This window comes from Pseudoneobacillus rhizolycopersici (assembly GCF_054786815.1).
Genome location: NZ_JBTOOE010000006.1, coordinates 68,506 through 89,974, shown reverse-complemented (window position 1 = coordinate 89,974; position 21,469 = coordinate 68,506). Strand labels below are relative to the sequence as shown.

Sequence of the window (21,469 nt, the reverse complement as noted above, 5' to 3'; positions counted from 1 at the left end):
CGGTGCATATTTTAGAACTGAAAGACATTCATGCCTATTATGGAGGAATTCAGGCGTTAAAGGGAATTAATTTATATGTGGATAAGGGAGAAATTGTGACCCTCATCGGAAGTAATGGAGCCGGTAAATCGACGACACTTAAGACAATTAGTGCTCAAGTAAAACCGAAACAAGGAAATATCTATTTAAATGGAAAAGATATTACAAGTGCGTTACCACATGAAACGGCAGCCTCAGGGGTAGCACAAGTTCCTGAAGGACGGAGAATTTTCCCGAGATTGACGGTTAAGGAAAATCTTGAAATGGGTGCCTTTACGGTCAAGGATAAAAAACTAATAACTGAAAGAATGGAAAAGGTGTTTCACTATTTTCCTCGAATCAAAGAACGTCTGCATCAACGCGGCGGTACGATGAGTGGTGGGGAGCAGCAAATGTTGGCGATGGGGCGAGCACTAATGAGCGGACCCAACGTCCTCATGCTCGATGAGCCATCGATGGGTCTTGCACCTATTATCGTTGAACAGATTTTTTCGATTATTAAAGAATTAAATGAATCTGGGATGACGATTCTCTTGGTAGAGCAAAATGCCTATCAGGCGTTACAAATTGCTAGCCGTGGCTACGTCATCCAAACAGGAGAAATCACGATGAGCGGACCAAGCTCCATTCTCCTACACGATGAACAAATTCGAGAAGCATACCTCGCATAAACCAGTCAGGCGCATATTGTGCCTGACCTTTTCACTTTAACACTTTAAAGCATGTGGGGACTGTCCCCACATGCTTTAAAGTGTTAAAGTGTTTTTTGGGTTGACAGGGATTTGTTAGTTATGATATTAAAAATGTATTGGGTTTATTAGCACTCTATTAAGATGAGTGCTAATATAACGATATATATTTTTAGTTAAGGAGAGGTTCTTAATGGTGAAGACTGAGTTTAAAGCCGAGTCCAAACGTTTGTTAGAAATGATGATTAACTCGATTTATTCCAAGCGTGAAGTGTTTTTACGTGAGTTAATTTCCAATGCAAGTGATGCAATTGACAAAATTTATTACAAAGCATTAACCGATGAAAATCTGACGTTTGATAAAGACAGCTACTATATTAAGATTGTGGCTGATAAAGAAAATCGCCAATTAAAGATAATTGACACTGGTATTGGTATGACGAAGGAAGAGCTTGAAACAAATCTTGGAACGATTGCCAAGAGTGGCTCTTTAGCATTCAAAAATGAAACCGAACTGAAGGACGGCCATGATATCATTGGTCAATTTGGGGTTGGTTTCTACGCTGCCTTTATGGTGGCTGATGTCGTAACGGTAATTAGTAAAGCACTTGGCAGTGACGAGGCTTATAAGTGGGAGTCTTCAGGAGCTGATGGATATACGATAGAACCTGTTTCTAAGGATTCGGTTGGTACAGAAATCATCTTAAAAATTAAGGAAAACACAGAAGATGAGAAATACGATGAATTTTTAGAGGAGTATGGATTAAAGTCAATCATTAAAAAATACTCCGATTTCATTCGTTACCCAATCAAAATGGATGTTACAGGAAGAAGATTAAAAGAAGGCAGCGAAGATGAATGGGAAGATTACGAAGAAGAAAAAACCATCAACAGCATGGTACCAATTTGGCGCAAAAATAAAAGCGAATTGACAACAGAAGATTATCAGAAATTCTATGAAGAAAAACATTACGGTTTTGATAAGCCACTAAAGCACATTCATATCAGTGTAGATGGAACAATCCGTTATAATGCCATTCTTTATATTCCTGAGAAAATTCCGTTCGATTATTACTCCAAGGAATTTGAAAAGGGCTTAGAACTATATTCCAACGGCGTGTTAATTATGAATAAATGTGCTGACTTACTTCCTGACTATTTCAGTTTTGTAAAAGGGATGGTCGACTCCGAGGATCTGTCCTTAAACATTTCTCGTGAAATCCTGCAGCATGACCGCCAACTAAAGTTAATTGCCAAAAACATTAACAAAAAGATAAAGAGTGAACTTCTAAGTTTGTTAAAAAATGAACGCGAGAAATATGAAGAGTTCTTCCAATCATTTGGCAGACAATTAAAATATGGTGTTTATAGCGATTTCGGTATGAACAAGGAAGAACTTCAAGATTTACTAATGTTCTATTCTTCTAAAGAAAAGAAAGTGGTCACTTTAGATGAATATGTGTCAAGAATGCCAGAGGATCAAAAGTACATTTACTACGCTTCCGGTGAATCTTATGAGCGAATTGATAAGCTGCCACAAGCTGAGCTTGTATCAGACAAAGGCTTCGAAATCCTATATTTCACTGACGATATCGATGAATTTGCGATAAGAATGTTAATGAACTATAAAGAGAAGGAATTTAAATCAGTATCAAGCGGTGACCTTGGAATCGAGGTTGATGAAAATCAAGAAAAATCCGAATCAGTCGAAAACGAGCATAAGGAACTGTTTACAGAAATGAAATCTCTACTTACCGGAAAAGTAAAGGATGTCAAGGTTTCAAAACGTTTAAAATCACATCCGGTTTGCTTATCCTCTGACGGTGAACTAACCATCGAGATGGAAAAAGTTCTAAGCATGATGCCTGACAACCAAAATGTAAAGGCGGAAAAAATCTTAGAAATTAATCCGAATCATGAAGTATTCAAATCATTACAAGCAGCATTCGAAACCGACAAAGATAAATTAGGTCTATACACAAATTTATTATACAACCAAGCTTTACTCATTGAAGGTCTACCACTACAAGACCCAGTCGAATTTACTAACAACATCTGCAAAATCATGAAATAACATTAACACTTTAAAGCGCTGGGGGGACAGTCCCTCAGCACTTTAACGCGTTAAAGGGTGTGGGGACAGTCCCCATGTACTTTAACGCGTTAAAGTGGTGTGGTGGTTTAGATTTCGATGATGATGGGTAGGATCATTGGTTTGCGTTTGGTTTGATTGTAGAGGTAGCCTCCGATTTCTTTTTTTATAGATTGTTTGATGATATTCCATTGGCGGACATTCTCTGACTGCAGATTGTTCACTGTCTTTTTCACTAAACGATTGACTTCTCTAATAAGATCTTCTGATTCTTTAACAAACACAAATCCACGGGTAACTGTATCTGGTCCTTGGATGATTTTTCTTTCTGTCTTACTTAAGGTAAGGACAATCACTAACATGCCATCCTCAGATAACTGTCTTCGATCACGTAAGATGATATCACCTACGTCCCCAACACCTATACCATCTACATAAGTGTCACCTGCTGGTACGGACCTCGTTTGGCGAGCAACTGAATTTTCAAAATCAACAACATCGCCATTCCGCAAAATAAAGGTATTCCCTTTATCCACACCAACGGCCTCAGCTAGTAGTCGATGATGATGTAGCATTCGATATTCTCCATGAATAGGGATGAAATAGGTAGGATTCATTAATGTGAGCATCAGTTTCAAATCCTCTTGATACCCGTGCCCAGACACATGCATCCCTGTTGCGCCACCTGAACCATAGATAACTTTAGCTCCTAATTGGAAAAGGTTATCGATGATCCGAGCAACATCTTTTTCATTCCCTGGAATAGGGGAGGCAGCCAAAATCACTGTATCACCGGGGTAGATCGAAACATCTCGATAATTTCCACTGGAAAGACGTGCAAGGGCTGCCATCGGTTCCCCTTGACTACCTGTACAAAGAACAGTTACCTTTTCGGGAGGGAGTCGATCAATTTCAAGGGTGTCGATTAACATCCCCTCCGGAATTTGCAAATACCCGCGTTCCATCGCTACATCCACTACATTAACCATACTACGCCCAAGTAAAGCTAGCTTGCGATTCGTTTTGAGAGAGGCATCTACGACTTGCTGAACACGATTTACATTGGAAGCAAAAGTGGATAGAAATATCTTCCCTTCAGCCTTAATAAAGGCCTCCAAAATATGATCCCCAACTTTTCGTTCTGATGGTGTTAACCCCGGGCGTTCAGCGTTGGTGCTCTCAGAAAGAAGCGCTAACACTCCATTTTTTCCGATTTCAGCCATTTTATGAATTTCCGCATATTGATCATTAGCCGGGGTTAAGTCAAACTTAAAATCCCCCGTGTGAACCACAACTCCCTGTGGGGTATGAAAAACAATCCCTAAGCAATCAGGGATACTATGGCTTGTTTTAAAAAAAGAGACCTTCGTCGCACCAAAATCAAGTACAGAGTCTGAGTGAACAGTGATAAGTTTTGCATCTGCCATCAGTCGATGCTCTTCTAATTTTAATTCGATTAACCCCAACGTAAAGGCTGTCGCATAAATAGGAACATTAATCTTCTTGATAAAATAGGAAATTCCACCGATATGGTCCTCATGGCCATGGGTAACGATTAAAGCTCGAATTTTTTCCTTGTTTTCCTCCAAATACGTGATATCGGGAATAATCAAGTCGATTCCTAAAAGGCTTTCATCCGGAAACTTTCCCCCACTGTCAATGACAAATAGATCATCTTCATTTTGGATGACATACATATTTTTACCAATTTCATTAATTCCGCCTAAAGAAAATATAGATAATAGGCCAGCATTTCTTTCCAAATTAATCCCCTCCACACATAAAATGAGTATTCTTATTCTCACCATTTTAAAAAATTTATATGAAAAATAGATTGAACGAAATTTTTCCTAACGTCATGATATAAATATTTTCCTTGAAAATGAATTGAATTATTTAAAACAAGGTGCAATAATAGTTAAAAATTGTTAATAGAGATAAAAATAATAGAACGACAGGGAGAGATCATGATGATAGAAACAGAAAGATTAATTCTTCGACCACTTCATTTAGACGATGCAGATATGATTGAAAGTTTAGCCAGTGAGTATGAAGTGGCCAAAACAACCTTAACGATTCCGCATCCTTATCCTAAAGGAGCGGCAGAAGATTTTATTAAAAGTGTATTAGAGTCAGAGAAAACAGGAAGAATCTTGATTTACGCGATGATAGAAAAGGAAACAGAGCAGTTTCTCGGTATTATGAATGTAAGTATTCAATCTCAATACAAACGGGGAGAGTTAGCTTACTGGGTAGGAAAACCGTTTTGGGGAAAAGGATATGGAACAGAGGCAGCGAAGGCTCTGCTTACTTACTGTTTTGAAAAACTTGAATTAAATAAAGTATTTGCAGCAGCTTTCACCGATAATCCGGGGTCTTGGAGAGTCATGGAAAAAATCGGCCTAAGCTATGAAGGAACATTAAAGCAGCACGTCGCTAGAGACGGTGAGTTTAAGGATTTATGCTACTACGGAATACTAAAGGAAAATTTCTATAAGTAGCATTAGAATGGCTTGAAGACATACTTCAAGCCATTTTTTTATTTTACTAATATTATTTTCTAAAAATAAGTAGAGTGGAATAACATTCAAAGAATATTGATAGTATTTATTTCGCAACTCTAAAAATACTATATTAATAATTACGAATATAAATAATTTTCTAAATATTATTGACATTACACTATATACAAGTTAAATTTAGTGTTAAATAGCAGAACGAAAAAACCGCATCTCGGTGAAAAAGTGTCATACGTATGAAAGATAAACAAGGGGGATTTATGACAATGATTGTCCACGACATTGAAATCGCTTCCAGAGAGGAAATAGAAGTGCTTCAATTGAAACGTTTGAAGGAAACGGTCAAAAGGGTTTATGAGAAGGTCCCATTTTATCGACAGAAGTTTGATGAGCTAGGGGTAAAGCCTGAAGACATCCACTCTATTCGTGATATGATCAAGCTTCCTTTTACGGTGAAAAAGGATCTAAGGGACCATTATCCTTTTGGTTTGTTCGCCGTCAATCAGGATGAGGTAGCCCGTATCCATGCTTCATCAGGTACTAGTGGGAAGCCGACGGTTGTTGGATATACAAAAAACGATATTCATCATTGGGCCCAAATAGTGGCCCGTGCGATTGCGATTGCCGGTGGGAACCCTGGTGAGATTCTACATAATGCTTATGGATATGGTCTATTTACAGGAGGACTTGGCCTTCACTATGGCGGGGAAGCGCTTGGCATGGCCACAGTGCCCATCTCAGGTGGAAATACAGATCGACAAATTACTTTAATTGAAGATTTTAAACCAACTGTCATTTGTTGTACTCCTTCCTATCTATTAAATATTGCCGAACGAATGGAGAAACTTGGGAAAAATCCGCGAGAAACTTCTTTGAAATTCGGTGTATTAGGCGCAGAGCCTTGGTCGGAAGAAATGCGTCGTACGATTGAAGAGAAATTTGCCATAAAGGCATGCGATATTTATGGCCTAAGTGAGGTTATGGGTCCAGGTGTGGCTATGGAATGTCATGAAGCACAAGAAGGCTTGCATTTGGCAGAAGATCATTTTCTTGTTGAAGTCCTTGATCCGAAAACTCAATTACCAGTACCTGATGGGGAAGATGGCGAACTTGTTTTTACCAGTTTAACAAAAGAGGCATTTCCAATCATTCGTTACCGATCTGGTGATATCGCTTCGATGACAAGACAGAAATGTAAGTGTGGCCGAACCACAATTCGGATGTCTCGGGTAAAGGGACGTATTGATGACATGTTAATCATTCGTGGTGTCAATGTGTTTCCCTCAGAAATCGAGCATTATCTATTAACAGTAAAAGAAATCGAGCCACATTATCAGCTTCATTTATTTAAAAAGGCAAACATGTTGCAGATTGAATTGCAGGTCGAAGTAACCGAAGACGTGTATAACGAAGTTCATGCTGATATGCATCATGAAAAAATAAACCAACTGAAACGAGAAATTGAATACCTAATTAAAAGCAATTGTTTAGTAACCGTCGAAGTCAATATCCTACAGCCAGATTCAATTCCAAGATCGGAAGGGAAGGCCGTACGGATTGTCAATCATATTAGTGAAACGACAGAAGTATAACAACTATGGGGGTTATCGTTATTTTATAGTAATACAATAACACCTCAAGCGAAATAGGTGATGAAATGAACGATTCAATCCAATTTATAATATCTGGCCTCACCATCGGTAGCATTTATGCGATCGTGGCATTGGGATTCGTAACCATTTATAGTGTCACAAAGGTTATTAATCTAGCACAAGGTGAATTTGTCATGCTCGGTGGAATGGTTATGTTTTCTTTATTAAAGTTTGGCCTTCCATATATGCTTGCCTTTTTCTTAACGATTATCATCGTCATGATTGTTGGCTGGCTATTAGAATTAATCGTGATTCGTCGGGCTAGAGGAGCAAATCCACTAAGTTTAATTATTTTAACGATTGGGACGGCAATATTTATCGAAGGGATGGCTGGAATCATTTGGGGTAAAAATTCTGTCAAGGTTGATTCATTTACAGGAGATGAACCTGTCCGAATTTTCGGTGCCACTATTACCCCACAAAGCATATGGGTAATGGTGTTTATGATCATTGTCGTATTGATTCTTTATGTCTTAATTGAAAAAACAATGCTTGGAAAAGCATTTCGTGCTTGTTCGGTCAATCCGGTTGCTGCTCGATTAATGGCGATAAGTCCGAAAAAAATGGCTTCGTTTTCTTTTACACTTAGTGCAGGTCTTGGGGCACTAGCTGGACTTGTCATCGCACCAATTCTGTTTCCATCCTATGATATGGGAATGATGCTTGGGATTAAAGGATTTTCGGCAAGCATCTTGGGTGGTTTAGGTAGTGCGCCAGGTGCTGTGGTCGGGGGCTTACTATTAGGATTGATTGAGTCATTAGGAGCTGGCTACATCAGTTCGGGAATGAAGGATGCGATTGCCTTCGGGGTTGTCCTCATCATCTTACTGATCAGACCTTTTGGCTTATTGGGTGAGAAAAATGTAGGTAAGGGAGGGCTGTAAATGGTTCGTAAAGGTGTGAGTCCGTTTAGTTGGATAGGTGTAATCGCATTTTCTGTTTTCATTGTAGCCCTACCCTTTATTCTTTCTAGCTCGTTCTATTTAACAAAAGCAACATTTGCAGGAATATATACGATTATCGCCGTTGGGCTTGGTTTATTAATGGGATTCGCTGGTCAAATCTCTCTCGGTCAGGCCGCCTTTTATGGAGTGGGGGCTTATTCGACAGCCGTCCTCTCATCAACCTATAACTGGAATCCATGGTTAACCTTATTGATTTCATTAGCAGTACCAGCCTTAATTGCCTATATATTAGGTCATACGATGGCTAGACTTCACGGCTATTATTTAGCGATGGCGACATTGGCGTTTGGTATTGTTATTCATGTTCTTATGATTGAATGGAAAACCGTTACAAAAGGCGCTTCTGGATTTTATGGAATTCCAAAAATTGAATTGTTTGGTTTTACTTTTAGACAAGGACTCTCCTACTATTATTTAGTTTGGGCTTTTGCCGTCCTTGTCATATTAATAGCACTTAATATCATCCATTCGCGAATTGGCCGAGCATTGCGATCGATTCATGATAGTGAAATAGCCGCAAGTTCTATGGGAGTGGACACCGGCCGATACAAAATGCAGGTATTTATCATTAGCTCGAGTTTCGCTGGGTTAGCGGGTTGGCTCTTTGCACATATGTCTTATAGTATTGCTCCTAGCTCTTTTGGACTAAATGGTTCGATATTATTTTTAACAATGGTCGTGTTGGGTGGTGCAACGAGCATTTGGGGAGCCGTGTTTGGAGCCTTGTTAATTACGGTCATTAATATTGTAGTACATGCGTTAGGGCAGCACGTTTCCTTTATCACCAGTGATTTTGAACAAGTTCTTTACGGATTGATCATGATGTTAGTCGTGATTTTTCTACCGCAAGGACTTTTTCCAGCACTTACTTCTTGGTTGAAAAAATTCCAGTCAAAGCGAAATATGGTTCAATCAAGCGAAGGGTTAGGTGCGGTAAGGGGGGAAAAGCAAAATGTCTAGTCTGTTGGAGGTAAAAAAGGTAACAAAACGATTTGGTGGGGTTGTGGCTAACCGTGAAGTTTCTTTTGCGATTGACCAAGGGAAGATTACCGGTTTAATAGGACCGAACGGTGCTGGAAAAAGTACCTTATTTAACATGGTATCGGCTGTATTTTCTCCAACCGAAGGAGAAATTTGGTTTGAAAATGGCCGAATTGATACCTTACCGACTTATAAAATTGCCAAGATCGGGATCTCAAGAACCTTTCAAAATTTGCAAGTGTTTAAAAAAATGACTGTGATGGAAAACGTGATGGTTGGGTTACATACACGAACGAAGTCCGGGATATTGGCAGCGGCTCTAAAACTACCAAATTCACAAAGAGAAGAAGCGTTTATTTATCAAAAAGCATGGGATGTTTTACAGTTAGTTGGACTGGAAGACATTTGTGAGGTGGAAGCGGGAAACCTGCCGCTCGGAAAACTGCGCTTACTAGAATTGGCAAGGGCGCTGGCGACCAACCCAAAACTACTTTTACTTGATGAAATTGCCGCAGGGCTTAATCATCAAGAGACACTTGAAATGGGAAATTTGATTGTTTCGTTAAAAGAAACCGGCATGACGATTTTTATCGTGGAACACGATATGGATCTGGTGATGAGGATTTGTGATAAAATCATCGTTTTAGATCAAGGGGAAAAAATTGCTGAAGGGACCCCAAAGGAAGTCCAAAATAATCAACGTGTCATTGAAGCTTACTTGGGTGCCAGTGAAGATGAGGAGGTAATTGTAGACCTGTGAAAACCTTAGAGGTAAAAAATGTTTCGTTTAGCTATGGTCCGATTCAGGCGCTAGATCAGATTAGTTTTCATGTTGATAAGGGAGAAATTGTCGCCCTTTTAGGTGCTAATGGTGCTGGGAAAACGACAATGCTTAATAATATTGCCGGATTGTTGAAGCCGGCAAATGGACAAATTTTATTTAAAAATGAAAATATTACCGCATTGGATACGGAAAAAGTGGTTCAAAAACGTTTGATTCTAGTACCGGAGCATCGTCAGGTATTTAGTACATTAAGTGTGTTGGATAATTTGTATCTTGGTGCCTTCCATCATTTTAAACAGACAGGAAAAAAAGAGGTTGAGAGTGATATTGAGAAGGTTTTCAAGTTATTCCCGATTTTGAAAGAACGTCAGAATCAATTGGGGGGAACCCTTTCAGGCGGTCAACAACAGATGTTAGCCATCGCTAGAGCGATTATGGCAAAACCGGAATTGCTTTTACTAGACGAGCCATCTCTTGGGTTAGCACCGCTGATTGTAAAAGAAGTATTAAATTATGTTAAACAATTACGGGATGAATTTGCTGTTACTGTTCTCTTAATTGAGCAGAATGTAAGCGCTTCATTAAAAATTGCTGACAGAGGTTATGTGATGTCTCACGGGAGTATCGTGAAAGAGGGTGAAGCTAGGAAGTTATTGAACGATCCTGAAATCAAAGAAGCTTTCTTAGGACATTCTGTGGTGTAATCCGAATGACAAAAATTTTGAGGGGGAAAAAATGGTGAAAAAGCTTTTTACAGGGATGATGGCGGTGGCGTTAACGGTCGGGATGACGGCCTGTAGCAGTGAGGAGTCCGGTGGGAAGGAAAAGAAGCAAGAAGTTTATAAGATTGGCGCGATTTATTCGAAAACGGGTCCTGGTAGTCCACTTGGAGAACCAGAATGGAATGCGACTGAGCTTTTAGAAAAACAAATTAACGATGATGGTGGGATTAATGGAGTTCCAATTGACATTATTTTAGCAGATGACGAGTCGACACCGGAAAAGGCAACCGAAGAAATGAACCGGATGATTAACGATGAAAAGGTCATTGCGATGTTAGGTACAACGACTAGTGGTCCTAGTTTGGCGATGAAGGGGATTGCCATGGATAATGAGGTGCCCCTAATCTCTGCTGGGGCAGCTGTTGGAATTATTTCTCCAGTTGAAGAATCTACTTGGGTGTTCAAGACTCCACACTCTGATGCACATGCTGTTGAGCGGGTTTATATGTATCTAAAGGATTCCGGACTGACTGATATAGCGATTTTAGCCGATTCTAATGCGTATGGTGCAAGTGGAGTCGAGCAATTAGAGGCCTTAAAAGGCGATTACGGGATTAAAATTGTTGCAAAAGAATCCTATAACACGGAAGATGCGGATATGAAAACACAATTGACGAAGATAAATAGCTCAGGTGCAAAAGCAGTTATCGTTTGGGGAACCAATCCTGGACCGGCCATCGCGGCGAAGAATATGAAGGAGCTTGGTATGACCATCCCATATATCGGCAGCCACGGTATTGCTAACCAATCATTCCTTGACTTAGCAGGTGATGCGGCTGAAGGCGTTGTCATTCCAACGGGTAAGCTCTTATTCCCAACGCAAATCCCTAGCGATGATCCGCAATATGAAGTTATTAAAAAGTTCTATGATAGCTATAGCGCTAAATACGGTTCAGAGCCAACGAACTTCGGTTCATACGGGTATGATAATATTATGTTAATTGTTGAGGCGTTAAAGTCAGGGGCAACCGACCGTGAATCCATCCGTGATTACTTAGAAAATAAGGTCAAGGATTATGTTGGGGCAACAGGTATCTTCAACTTTAGTTCTAAAGATCATAATGGTTTATCCGCTGATAGTATGGTAATGGCAGAAGTAAAAGATGGTAAGTGGGTATTAAAGAAGTAGTAAGGTAAGAGAAATTTAATAGTTTGAAGGGCTGACGGATGATTATCGGGTCAGCCCTTTATTCTAGAAAAGGAGTGGGGTATGTTGAAGGAAGCGATTTTAGAGAAAGTGACCGCTGATCCGTATGCGAAATTTTTGGGGATTGAAATAGTAGAGGTGGCAGAAGGTAAGGCAGTTGTTTCCTTACAAGTAAAGGAGCATATGTTGAACTTTCATGGGGCAGTTAATGGGGGAGTCATTTTTTCGTTAGCGGATGTAGCTTTTGCCATTGCGAGTAATTCTTATGGGCAAACAGCCGTCGGGATTAACGTCAACATCAATTATATGAAGGCCGGCTTACTTGAAGACTCATTAACAGCCATAGCAGAAGAAGTCTCACGAAATCCCAAACTTGGACTCTACCGCCTAACTGTCACAAACCAACAAGGCGACATACTAGCCATAGCCGACGGAATGGTCTACCGCAAAAAAGAACACTTCGGATAAAAAGGGTATATACACACAACCACTTTAGCGCTTTAAAGCATGCGGGGACAGTCCCCACATACTTTAAAGCGCTAAAGTGGTTTTTTGTTTTGATTTGTCTAAGCCAAGAAAACACGATTGGTGAGAGTCCCAGCGTGCGTTTTAGCGATGCATGTGAAAAAGATTTCACTTATGAAATAACATAAAGATTATTATTAATGAATTTTTTATACATACGGAAGAAATATTTTCAATTTTTTTCAAAAGAAAAAGACCTATAAAATAGGTCTTTGGGTGGAAATTATTTTAGCCCAGTTCAGCTGGGTTTTCCCAATCGTTAAAATGGCCACTGCCATTACAGCCTGGACAATCGAATGATTGTGGCAAATATGAAATTTCACTGGCAGGGTAGACGAGAAACCCCCTCCCATAGCAATCGGGGCATTTATTAGCTTCCCGCATTTCGGAAAGATGGTTTTCGTATCTCGTATTTCTCCAATCATTAAAGGCACTTAGTAGGCCCACAATCAACACCTCTTCCATTTTTCCTTATTTTGTGAGAAATGGAAGAGGAATATACATGACTTGACGAAAAGTTTTTAGCTTGTCCTATTTTTTGAATACATGCTGTCCAATGACGAGAGTGGTTGATCGTGTATCTAGCCATCGACTCGTAGCAATTTTCGGATTATAGAAGAATAAAGATTTTTTTGCCGCATGGCGCTGTTCTGTTAATGCCGCTTTAACAGCAGCTATAGATTCCTCATCGGCAGGTTTATTGATTTCACCGTTCCTAACAGGTTGGAATTGTCCCGGTTCATAAATAACTTCTCTTATTGAATCTGGAAAATGGGAGCTTTCAAGGCGATTTAGTACAACACAGGCCACTGCAACTTTTCCGTGAAACGGTTCAACTTGGGCTTCAGCTCTAACTAATCTAGCAAGTAAGTCTATTTCATTTTCCGTAAGTTTGTGTTTCACTTTTGCTTTTTCAAGTTTCGGTTTCTCGGTGTTCGTTTCTTTTTGTTTTTTCATCTCATCTATTGGTTTCATCATCAAATTAATAGCTGTTTGCGGTTCTACTGTATCCACTATTTTCCCGATATAAATTTCATAACCTTCCTTAGTAGTTCGCTCAGGAAATGTAATTTCAACCGTTTTTTCCGGCAGTTTTGTTTGCAGCTTATCACCAGCAAAAATTACATTAAGATCATCAATCTGAGGATTTAAATCTGCTAGTTCTCCTAATGATAAATTATGTTCTTCCGCAATACCAATCATCGTATCGCCTTGTTTAACGGTATATGCATATGTAATATTCACCGCAAATAATAAAGAGCCTATTAAAATGGTAAGAGTTGCTATTAGTAATCTCATTGTTTAGTTCCTCCTAAAAAATAAAAGTCTAAAGCATGTCCTTCTTATTACTCTATGACTATGAACAAAATAAATAGAATAGTATTACAATTTCATTACAAGCATGTCCACAAAAAAATCCTTTAACGCTTTAAAGCATAGCGGGACTGTCCCACATGCTTTAAAGTGTTAAAGTGGTTTTCACATTTTGGCTACATATGTTTTGGGGTTTTGGGATTACAATAGGGATAAATATCTTGTTTTTTGGGGGGAAAGATTGAAACGTGTTAGGTTCTTTGTTGGATAATCAGTTGTTTTTATTATTTGTTATTTTGACCCTGGGTTCTGTGTTTGGAGCTCTTAGTGTTAAGGGTTTGAGTTTAGGATCATCGGGAGTATTACTTGTGGCAATGGTTTTTGGCCATTTTGGCTATCAAGTGTCGAATGCGATTCAACAACTTGGTCTAGCATTATTTATTGTCGCGGTAGGGTTGCAGGCAGGGCCGCGATTTTTTCGAATGATGCGTACAAACGGGATCGTTTTTGGCATCATTGGACTATTAATTGTTTTAGTAGCTGCCCTTGTCACCATAGTCGTCGCAAAACTTTTCGATTTTAGTCCTGCATTAAGTATTGGTCTAATGACAGGGGCGTTGACGAGTACGCCCGGATTAGCATCTGCCATCCATGCTACTAACGATCCGATTGTCTCAGTAGGTTACGGGATTGTCTATCCTTTTGGAGTCATAGCGGTCGTGCTGTTTGTTCAATTAATCCCTAGATTCATTAAGGCTGATCTCAAGAAAGATATCGAGCTTTCCAAAAGGGTGAGAAGAAATGAAGAGTCACCGGAAATGATGACAATAGAGGTGACGATTCCTTCCTTTAATAAAAAGACTTTAGAGGAATTACCATTAAAAAACTATCATGACATTGTGATTAGCAGGGTAATTCGCGGCGATCGGACCATCATTGCATTGAATGATACGGTTATTTTATTAGGAGATTTATTAGTTGTTGTAGGTATAAAAAAGGATTTAGAAGAATTATGTAAGGATATTGGAAAAAGGGTGGACATTGATTTTCGAAATTCAGATCATATCAAATTACGCAAAATGACTGTTGATTCCGAGAATGTAATTGGTAAAAATTTGACGGAGTTGGGCTTACGGACAGCATATGGAGTTACTGTGACTCGAATTGAGCGCGGGGGGTTTGAGTATAGCCAAAATCCAAAATGGCGATTAGAACGCGGTGATATTCTAACGATTGTTAGTAGTGAAGACCGTCTAAATGAAGTAGAAAAATTATTTAATAGAAAAAATTTATCAGTAACCAATGTACATATTCTCTCCTTGAGTATTATCTTATTAATTGGGATACTAGTTGGTATGATACCAATCCCACTTCCTGGACTAGGGACCATACATTTGGGGGTAGCTGGTGGACCATTATTTGTTGCTTTAATCATCGGGCATTTTGGAAAACTTGGACCTATTCAAGCGCGCTATTATCAACCATCGACTCGCGTTGTTAGCGATATCGGGCTAGTATTATTTTTGGCAGGGGCTGGCACAACAGCAGGTAGCGGAATTATCGAAGTTGTTCAAAAGGAAGGACTTGGCCTTGTCTTTGGGGGTTCGATTATCACGCTTATTCCAATTATTAGCGGATATTTAATAGCTAGAAAATGCTTCAAACTTAGCATTGTTCATTCGTTGGGAGTACTTTGTGGGGGAATGACCAGTACACCGGGTCTAGGGTCAGTCAACCAACTGATTGATTCAGATGAACCGGCTATCGCCTATGCAGCAGCTTATCCGTTTGCGCTCATTTTCGTCTCTATTACTGCCCAACTTTTAATATTTTTCCTTTAGCCATTTACCGTGGATTTTTAATGTCGTTTACTAAGGAGATGCCCCTTAACAGAAAAGGGGCATCTTATTTAGGAAGATTTTTTAGGTTTAAAGGTTTTACAGCATGTTTGTGCAGAAGTCGTTGCTTCATCGACATGATTTTTTTCACCTAATTCTCCAGACATTTCGGTATCATATCTAGCATGCTGATCGATTTCAACCATGATTTTTTTCGCAGTACAGACATTTCCTTCACCATAAAAGGAGCAGTTTGAAATGGCACATGAAACCTCTACTTTAGGCATGAATTTACCTCCCTAAAAAAATTTCCTCTAGGCTTATAGTTTTCGCTAAAAAACATTTTTTAGTCCGCACCTAATATTTCCAACGGTAATGCGCTGCGATTGGCGTTTTAAACGAAGTTAACTTCACTTCCGCAGCAAATGGAGGATTATTATGAATGAGATAAGGAGTACCATCTTTAGCTCGCTTATCCGATACAATTCCTGTATGGTGATATCCATCTAAAAAAACAACAATATCACCAGGCTGCCAGTTTTTTAAGTTTTCAACATTACCGGGAATAAGCTCAGTTGTTAACGTCTCTGCATGTCGTTGGAAAAAGACATGCTGATTCGGAACACGTCGAAAATCAATGTTAGGGTCGGGTTTACCGTCTACCCTTGGGTATAGCTCCGTATGTTTCTTAATATCAGCATCCATTAAATCTTTAAGTGGAATGTCTGCTCCTAAAAGCCCTCGCCAGATGACATCCGTACAAACGCCCTCATCTTCAGGAGGAAAACCACCATCATAATAATTACTTTCATACTTCGTACGTTGCTCTACTTCTTTTCGAGCCGTTTGAACGATATCTAAAGGATCAGGGATGCCGTTTTGGTTTTGATCCGCAATGGAATACGTTGCTGGCACGGAAATTCTTTTAGTGAAAGGGTGATCAAAATCCAACCCCAAAGTATGAAGAATCATCCCATCTCGATAAAAATACAGCACAATTATAATCGTACTAATCGATAAGATGATGATGTACATTAGCCTTTTCAGCATCATTACACACCTCGTCCGTCACTTAAAATAAACTCTTCATCATTTAGACGGTTCAATAGGTTGAATGGTTTCAGTTCATTTTAGTTTTACAGGGTGGTAAGGTAATAAAGATATGGAGATTCCTTTTTTATTTTTCAGTATTTCTTTTGTATAATTTAGGGGAATGCTTGTCATTAAGGAGGTTTGGCACAGTGCAGGATACGAGTTTTGCGATTCATCCAGGCAATATAGTTAATGATAATAGGACGAATTTTCAAGGTGTTGGATCGCTTGTTACTTTCCATTTAGAAAAAAACATCCTCTATATGCAGTGTGAAGCTGCTTTTATGAAAATCCAATTTTATCGTGAGGATATCGTTCGAATTATCATGAATCCGAAAGAGAATCCTTCTTTGAAATCAAGTGTTGCTGTCATAAAGCAACCGGAAGATGTCCATATTCATTTATTGGAGAAGGATGATGAATTGGCGTTTCATAGTGGGGGTCTTCTACTGAAAATAACAAAAGCACCGTTAACCATTTCCATTTTCGATCATGACGGTAAGCTACTCGTCAAAGATACTGGAATTGGAATGGGGTTTAACACTAAAAAAGAAGTCATTTGCTACAAAGAACTGGATAAAAATGACCACTTTTATGGTTTTGGCGAAAAAACCGGCTTTTTGGACAAACGCGGTGAAAAACTAACGATGTGGAATACCGATGTATATGCCCCGCATAATCCGGAAATTGACGCACTTTATCAATCAATTCCCTTTTTTATGACACTAAGAAATGGTGTAGCCCATGGAATTTATTTTGATAACACCAACAAAACGGTGTTTGATATGAAATCTTCAAATGAAAGCTATTCATTTGCAGGGGATGGTGGACAGCTTGATTATTATGTCTTTGCTGGACCAACACCCAAACAGGTTATCGAACAGTATACTGACCTGATGGGAAGAATGCCGTTGCCACCGAAGTGGGCCCTTGGGTACCATCAATCTCGCTACAGCTATGAATCCGAGCAGGAGGTACGCGAACTTGCCAATCTTTTTTTGAAAAAAGAAATCCCGCTTGATGCGATTTATTTAGATATCCATTATATGGATGGCTATCGTGTCTTTACATTCAATCGGGAAAAGTTTCCGAATCCCGCAGGACTGATTAACGATTTAAAAGAAACAGGAATTCATGTCGTACCAATTGTCGACCCAGGTGTAAAATCAGATCCAGAATATGATATTTATCGGGAAGGAATAAATAGGAATCGATTCTGTAAATATCTTGAAGGGAATCTTTATTTTGGCGACGTTTGGCCAGGTAAGAGTGTATTCCCTGATTTTTCAAACAGTGATGTTCGCAAATGGTGGGGCGAAAATCATCAATTCTATACGGACCTAGGTATTGAAGGTATTTGGAATGATATGAATGAACCGGCTGTTTTTAACGAATCGAAAACGATGGATTTGGAGGTCATGCATGAAAATGATGGGGACCCAAAAACACATCGTGAACTACATAATGTTTACGGGCTGCTAATGGGGGAATCGACCTATACAGGAATGAAGGCACAACTAAACGGCAAGCGGCCATTTTTATTAACCCGAGCCGGTTTTGCTGGTGTCCAGCGTTACAGTGCGGTTTGGACTGGGGATAATCGCAGCTTTTGGGAGCACTTGCAAATGTCGTTGCCCATGTGTATGAATCTAGGCATGTCAGGTGTACCTTTTTGCGGACCGGATGTCGGCGGTTTCGCTCATGATACAACTGGTCAGTTATTAACTCGCTGGACACAAGTAGGCATGTTTACCCCGTTTTTCCGAAATCACAGTGTTCTGGAATCGATTCGCCAAGAGCCGTGGTCGTTCGGTGAGGAATATGAAAAAATCATCAAAAAGTATATCGAACAACGCTATGTTTGGCTTCCATATTTATATACTCTCTTTAAAGAAGCAAGTGTGAACGGTGTCCCGGTTATGCGGCCATTAGTGCTGGAATTTCCTGCAGATAGAAATACGTTTAATCTCTATGACCAGTTTATGATTGGGAATGATGTGATTGTGGCGCCAATTTTAACACCTGATACGAACCATCGAGTGGTCTATCTACCTGCTGGGAAATGGGTTAACTACTGGACAGATGAAAGACTTGATGGTGGAAAACATCATTTGGTTCAAGCTGACCTTGAAGTGCTGCCGATTTTTGTGAAAAGTGGTGCGATTATTCCCCATGGGACAGTAAAACAATCGACTGAAATAAAGGAAACCGAGTTAATCGTCCATCTGTATCCAGTTAAGAATAGTCACTCTATGTTCACCTACTATGAAGACGATGGAAAAACGTTTGCCTATCAAAATGGTGCCTATTATACATGTCAATTTGCGATGAATCATGATGGTAAGAACCTCGATATTTCCATAAAGGTGGAGCATGATGAATATAAACCCGATTGGAAAAAAGCTACTTTCATCATTCATGGATTGGAAACTGGGATGGAAATGAAAGTGAATGGGTTAGAAGTGAGCGAATGGAAGCAAGTAGACTCTGTCTTAAAAATGACAATCGATCACGATGTAATGTTGAAAAAAGACGGAATCTAACCGATTTCGTCTTTTTTTGTCCCAAATAATGAAATTAATGGTAAAATTGAGGCAATCAAAAGGTAGAAGAGGTTGAAGAAGAATGGAAATACTATTTAATTCATTATTAAAAGAAGAGTTAACAGTGGTTGAGCTACAAAAGGCAATGGATGAAGGAATCGTGACTTCAAAAGAACTAGTCATGTACTATATGCAGAGAATGGCTAAATTTGACCAGAATGGACCAAAAATCAATTCCATTCTTGAAATCAATCCCGATGCGATTTTTATCGCGGAAGGCTTAGATCAAGAGCGGAAATTAAGCGGCAGTAGGGGGCCACTCCATGGGATACCGGTCTTGCTAAAAGATAATATCGGAACAAGTGATAAGATGCATACTAGTGCAGGAACGCTTGCACTAGAAAACTATATTAGTGGTGAAGATGCCTTCCTAGTTGCAAAATTACGAGAAGCAGGAGCCGTTATTTTAGGAAAAACAAATATGACGGAATTGGCCAATGGCATGTCATCGGATATGTGGGCAGGATACAGTGCCAGAGGGGGGTTAGTCCTTAATCCTTATGGACCAGGGGAATTCTTCATTGGCGGATCGAGTTCAGGTTCCGCAGCGGCAGTGGCGGCTAACTTTGCGGTGTTAGCTGTCGGAACAGAAACAGATGCTTCCATTTTAAGTCCAGCGATACAAAATTCAATTGTTGGAATTAAGCCAACAGTGGGATTGATTAGCCGTAGTGGTATCATTCCGTTTACCTATTCACAAGATACAGCCGGACCAATGGCGCGGACCGTTGAAGATGCTGCCATTTTACTAGGGGCACTCACTGGAGTAGATTCAAAAGATCCAGCTACTTGTAAGAGTGAAGGTAGAACTGGCATCGATTACACCGCATTTCTAGATAAAAACGGCTTAAAGGGTGCAAGAATTGGAGTTATCCGAATCGATACACCGGAGGATGATTCTCTAAATGAATTTGATGAGAATCTTTATCATCAAGCAATCGAATCGATTAAAGAGGCTGGGGCAGATGTAATCGAGGAAATCGAGATTCCCTCCCTCCATCGTGATTGGAGCTGGGATGTCATGACCTATGAGCTTAAAGCTAGCTTGGGGAATTTTCTCTCCCAGCTACCGTCCCACTTTGAAGTCCATTCTTTTTCGGAACTGATCCAATTTAATCAAACTCATGCCGAAAAAGCGCTGAAATATGGGCAGAATAAACTTGAGTATCGAGAAACGTTACCGAATACCTTGAGAAATCCTGAGTATTTACAAGCCATCCTTGACGATTTGTATTTTTCACAGAACCAAGGAATTGATTTTGCTCTACAGAAGTATCAACTTGATGCGATATTGTTCCCGTCTTATATCGGTTCAACCATTTCAGCGAAAGCAGGTTATCCTTCAATCGCATTACCAGCAGGCTATATGGATAATGGGAAACCATTCGGCATTACCTTTGCCGGAGGGGAGTTTAGTGAATCCGTCTTAATTAAACTTGGCTATGCCTTTGAACAGGCAACAAAGCATCGAAAGAAACCAGTTCTTTAAAGAGGTGTTAGAGTTGGAAATTCAAAATATAGTAATGGTTAGTCCCATGTATAAGCAGCTTCAGCCTTTGATTGAAAAAGAGCAAATCAAAAAGAATTTTCGTTATTTACCAGAAGAGGAGTTCCGGGGTGAAGATCTAGATTGGGCAGACGCGATGGTTTGTTTTAATTTAAAGTCCAATATTGATTATAGTAGAGTGAAATGGGTTCATTCGCTTGGTGCAGGTGTAGACCGGTTTTTATTCGGGAAAACATGGCCACAGGATGTTTTATTAACACGGACGATTTGCTCGTTTGGGCAGCGGATTGCAGAGTATTGCTTGAGTTATATTTTAAAAGATTTGCAGTTTCATGACTATTTTCGTGAGGCTCAATGTGAGAAAATGTGGAGCCCTTGTACACCAAAGTTGTTAAGTGACCAAAAGGTGATGGTCTATGGAACCGGAGAGATTGGGCAAACTGTGGCGAAGATTTTCTCGACATTGGGAATGGAGGTGTATGGGATTTCGTTAAGTGGGGTTGGGAAGGACCATTTTAAAAAGGTAGAAGCGTTTGAGTCTGCTCATTCGATACTAGGCGAAGTAGATTTCGTCATTAATACCTTGCCATTAACCGAAAAAACGGTGAATTTGTTTTCTGCGAATGTATTCGAAAGGATGCAGGGAGTTGGATTTATTAATGTTGGAAGAGGGGCAACCATTAATGAACATGCTTTGTTGAAAGCTTTGAATGGTGGGCATGTTCGCTTTGCGGTTCTTGATGTATTCGCGATCGAGCCATTACCTAGTGATAATCCATTGTGGGAACACCATAAAGTAGTTGTCACCCCACATATTTCAGCAGTAACAACACCTGAAGAAGGAGTAGCGTGCTTTATTGAGACACTGAAAAATTTGGAGGCTGGAAAACCACTGCGGAATACGGTAGATGTGATGAAGGGGTATTAGGGTAGTAGAGTT

General features: G+C 39.7%; 19 protein-coding genes. 14 read left to right on the top strand and 5 right to left on the bottom strand.

Translation table 11 applies throughout. The features are described from left to right. The first annotated feature begins 2 nt into the window (after positions 1-2). Together ACX9YW_RS08670 and htpG are read left to right on the top strand one after the other, a co-directional pair. A complete protein-coding gene (locus tag ACX9YW_RS08670) occupies positions 3-710 on the top strand; it encodes an ABC transporter ATP-binding protein (RefSeq protein WP_460344894.1) in 708 nt (235 codons plus the stop codon). Between the two features lie 211 nt (positions 711-921). After that, positions 922-2,802 (top strand): molecular chaperone HtpG, encoded by a 1,881-nt coding sequence (gene htpG / locus ACX9YW_RS08665; protein ID WP_460344891.1) that lies wholly within the window; start codon positions 922-924, stop codon positions 2,800-2,802. A 107-nt stretch (positions 2,803-2,909) separates the two neighbouring features. On the opposite strand, the gene ACX9YW_RS08660 is transcribed toward htpG, so the two are convergent. Continuing rightward, complete coding sequence (locus ACX9YW_RS08660) at positions 2,910-4,517, bottom strand: ribonuclease J (RefSeq protein WP_460345235.1); 1,608 nt, start codon at positions 4,515-4,517, stop codon at positions 2,910-2,912. Positions 4,518-4,784: 267 nt separating this feature from the next. Between ACX9YW_RS08660 and ACX9YW_RS08655 the strand changes: the two genes are divergently transcribed. From ACX9YW_RS08655 to ACX9YW_RS08620, 8 genes are all read left to right on the top strand, one after another. Beyond that, positions 4,785-5,321 carry a GNAT family N-acetyltransferase gene (locus tag ACX9YW_RS08655; RefSeq protein WP_460345232.1) on the top strand — a complete coding sequence of 179 codons (537 nt, stop codon included), beginning with the start codon at positions 4,785-4,787 and terminating at the stop codon, positions 5,319-5,321. Between the two features lie 284 nt (positions 5,322-5,605). After that, positions 5,606-6,931: a phenylacetate--CoA ligase family protein gene (locus ACX9YW_RS08650; protein ID WP_460345229.1), complete on the top strand. Its 1,326-nt coding sequence runs from the start codon at positions 5,606-5,608 to the stop codon at positions 6,929-6,931. Positions 6,932-6,996: 65 nt separating this feature from the next. Next, the gene (locus tag ACX9YW_RS08645) at positions 6,997-7,875 is read left to right on the top strand and encodes a branched-chain amino acid ABC transporter permease (RefSeq protein WP_460344888.1); all 879 of its coding nucleotides are present in this window, start codon (positions 6,997-6,999) and stop codon (positions 7,873-7,875) included. Then, positions 7,876-8,916: a branched-chain amino acid ABC transporter permease gene (locus ACX9YW_RS08640; protein WP_460344885.1), complete on the top strand. Its 1,041-nt coding sequence runs from the start codon at positions 7,876-7,878 to the stop codon at positions 8,914-8,916. It begins immediately after the preceding gene. Then, the gene (locus ACX9YW_RS08635) at positions 8,909-9,697 is read left to right on the top strand and encodes an ABC transporter ATP-binding protein (protein WP_460344882.1); all 789 of its coding nucleotides are present in this window, start codon (positions 8,909-8,911) and stop codon (positions 9,695-9,697) included. Before ACX9YW_RS08640 ends, ACX9YW_RS08635 begins: the two co-directional genes overlap by 8 nt. Beyond that, complete coding sequence (locus tag ACX9YW_RS08630; RefSeq protein WP_460344879.1) at positions 9,694-10,425, top strand: ABC transporter ATP-binding protein; 732 nt, start codon at positions 9,694-9,696, stop codon at positions 10,423-10,425. The genes ACX9YW_RS08635 and ACX9YW_RS08630 overlap by 4 nt, the downstream gene beginning before the upstream one ends. 31 nt (positions 10,426-10,456) lie before the next feature. After that, entirely contained in the window at positions 10,457-11,632 is a 1,176-nt protein-coding gene (locus ACX9YW_RS08625) for an ABC transporter substrate-binding protein (protein ID WP_460344876.1), read from the top strand. Between the two features lie 81 nt (positions 11,633-11,713). Beyond that, on the top strand, positions 11,714-12,118 hold the full coding sequence (locus ACX9YW_RS08620) for a hotdog fold thioesterase (RefSeq protein WP_460344873.1): 405 nt from the start codon (positions 11,714-11,716) through the stop codon (positions 12,116-12,118). Positions 12,119-12,403: 285 nt separating this feature from the next. On the opposite strand, the gene ACX9YW_RS08615 is transcribed toward ACX9YW_RS08620, so the two are convergent. Next, complete coding sequence (locus tag ACX9YW_RS08615) at positions 12,404-12,622, bottom strand: methionine aminopeptidase (protein WP_460344870.1); 219 nt, start codon at positions 12,620-12,622, stop codon at positions 12,404-12,406. A gap of 84 nt (positions 12,623-12,706) precedes the next feature. After that, entirely contained in the window at positions 12,707-13,474 is a 768-nt protein-coding gene (locus tag ACX9YW_RS08610) for a cell wall hydrolase (RefSeq protein ID WP_460344867.1), read from the bottom strand. 263 nt (positions 13,475-13,737) lie between these two features. Between ACX9YW_RS08610 and ACX9YW_RS08605 the strand changes: the two genes are divergently transcribed. Further along, complete coding sequence (locus tag ACX9YW_RS08605; protein ID WP_460344864.1) at positions 13,738-15,330, top strand: aspartate:alanine exchanger family transporter; 1,593 nt, start codon at positions 13,738-13,740, stop codon at positions 15,328-15,330. Between the two features lie 68 nt (positions 15,331-15,398). Here the strand turns inward: ACX9YW_RS08605 and ACX9YW_RS08600 are convergent, their stop codons facing one another. Continuing rightward, the gene (locus tag ACX9YW_RS08600) at positions 15,399-15,614 is read right to left on the bottom strand and encodes a DUF1540 domain-containing protein (RefSeq protein ID WP_460344861.1); all 216 of its coding nucleotides are present in this window, start codon (positions 15,612-15,614) and stop codon (positions 15,399-15,401) included. Between the two features lie 70 nt (positions 15,615-15,684). Continuing rightward, a complete protein-coding gene (locus tag ACX9YW_RS08595) occupies positions 15,685-16,380 on the bottom strand; it encodes a DUF1287 domain-containing protein (RefSeq protein ID WP_460344858.1) in 696 nt (231 codons plus the stop codon). A gap of 188 nt (positions 16,381-16,568) precedes the next feature. On the opposite strand from ACX9YW_RS08595, the gene ACX9YW_RS08590 reads away from it, so the two are divergent. The 3 genes from ACX9YW_RS08590 to ACX9YW_RS08580 all read left to right on the top strand — a co-directional run bounded on the left by ACX9YW_RS08590 (position 16,569) and on the right by ACX9YW_RS08580 (position 21,457). Next, on the top strand, positions 16,569-18,962 hold the full coding sequence (locus ACX9YW_RS08590) for a glycoside hydrolase family 31 protein (protein WP_460344855.1): 2,394 nt from the start codon (positions 16,569-16,571) through the stop codon (positions 18,960-18,962). 82 nt (positions 18,963-19,044) lie between these two features. After that, a complete protein-coding gene (locus ACX9YW_RS08585) occupies positions 19,045-20,511 on the top strand; it encodes an amidase family protein (RefSeq protein WP_460344852.1) in 1,467 nt (488 codons plus the stop codon). A 4-nt stretch (positions 20,512-20,515) separates the two neighbouring features. After that, positions 20,516-21,457 (top strand): D-2-hydroxyacid dehydrogenase, encoded by a 942-nt coding sequence (locus ACX9YW_RS08580; RefSeq protein WP_460345226.1) that lies wholly within the window; start codon positions 20,516-20,518, stop codon positions 21,455-21,457. Positions 21,458-21,469: the final 12 nt, after the last annotated feature.

Excerpts from the sequence above, each read along its gene's own strand:
- ACX9YW_RS08625 (WP_460344876.1), top strand. The coding sequence starts at position 10,457 with ATGGTGAAAAAGCTTTTTACAGGGATGATGGCGGTGGCGTTAACGGTC.
- ACX9YW_RS08620 (WP_460344873.1), top strand. The coding sequence starts at position 11,714 with ATGTTGAAGGAAGCGATTTTAGAGAAAGTGACCGCTGATCCGTATGCG.
- ACX9YW_RS08640 (WP_460344885.1), top strand. The coding sequence starts at position 7,876 with ATGGTTCGTAAAGGTGTGAGTCCGTTTAGTTGGATAGGTGTAATCGCA.
- htpG (WP_460344891.1), top strand. The coding sequence starts at position 922 with ATGGTGAAGACTGAGTTTAAAGCCGAGTCCAAACGTTTGTTAGAAATG.
- ACX9YW_RS08660 (WP_460345235.1), bottom strand. The coding sequence starts at position 4,517 with ATGTATGTCATCCAAAATGAAGATGATCTATTTGTCATTGACAGTGGG.
- ACX9YW_RS08645 (WP_460344888.1), top strand. The coding sequence starts at position 6,997 with ATGAACGATTCAATCCAATTTATAATATCTGGCCTCACCATCGGTAGC.
- ACX9YW_RS08585 (WP_460344852.1), top strand. The coding sequence starts at position 19,045 with ATGGAAATACTATTTAATTCATTATTAAAAGAAGAGTTAACAGTGGTT.
- ACX9YW_RS08635 (WP_460344882.1), top strand. The coding sequence starts at position 8,909 with ATGTCTAGTCTGTTGGAGGTAAAAAAGGTAACAAAACGATTTGGTGGG.
- ACX9YW_RS08650 (WP_460345229.1), top strand. The coding sequence starts at position 5,606 with ATGATTGTCCACGACATTGAAATCGCTTCCAGAGAGGAAATAGAAGTG.
- ACX9YW_RS08595 (WP_460344858.1), bottom strand. The coding sequence starts at position 16,380 with ATGATGCTGAAAAGGCTAATGTACATCATCATCTTATCGATTAGTACG.
- ACX9YW_RS08610 (WP_460344867.1), bottom strand. The coding sequence starts at position 13,474 with ATGAGATTACTAATAGCAACTCTTACCATTTTAATAGGCTCTTTATTA.
- ACX9YW_RS08600 (WP_460344861.1), bottom strand. The coding sequence starts at position 15,614 with ATGCCTAAAGTAGAGGTTTCATGTGCCATTTCAAACTGCTCCTTTTAT.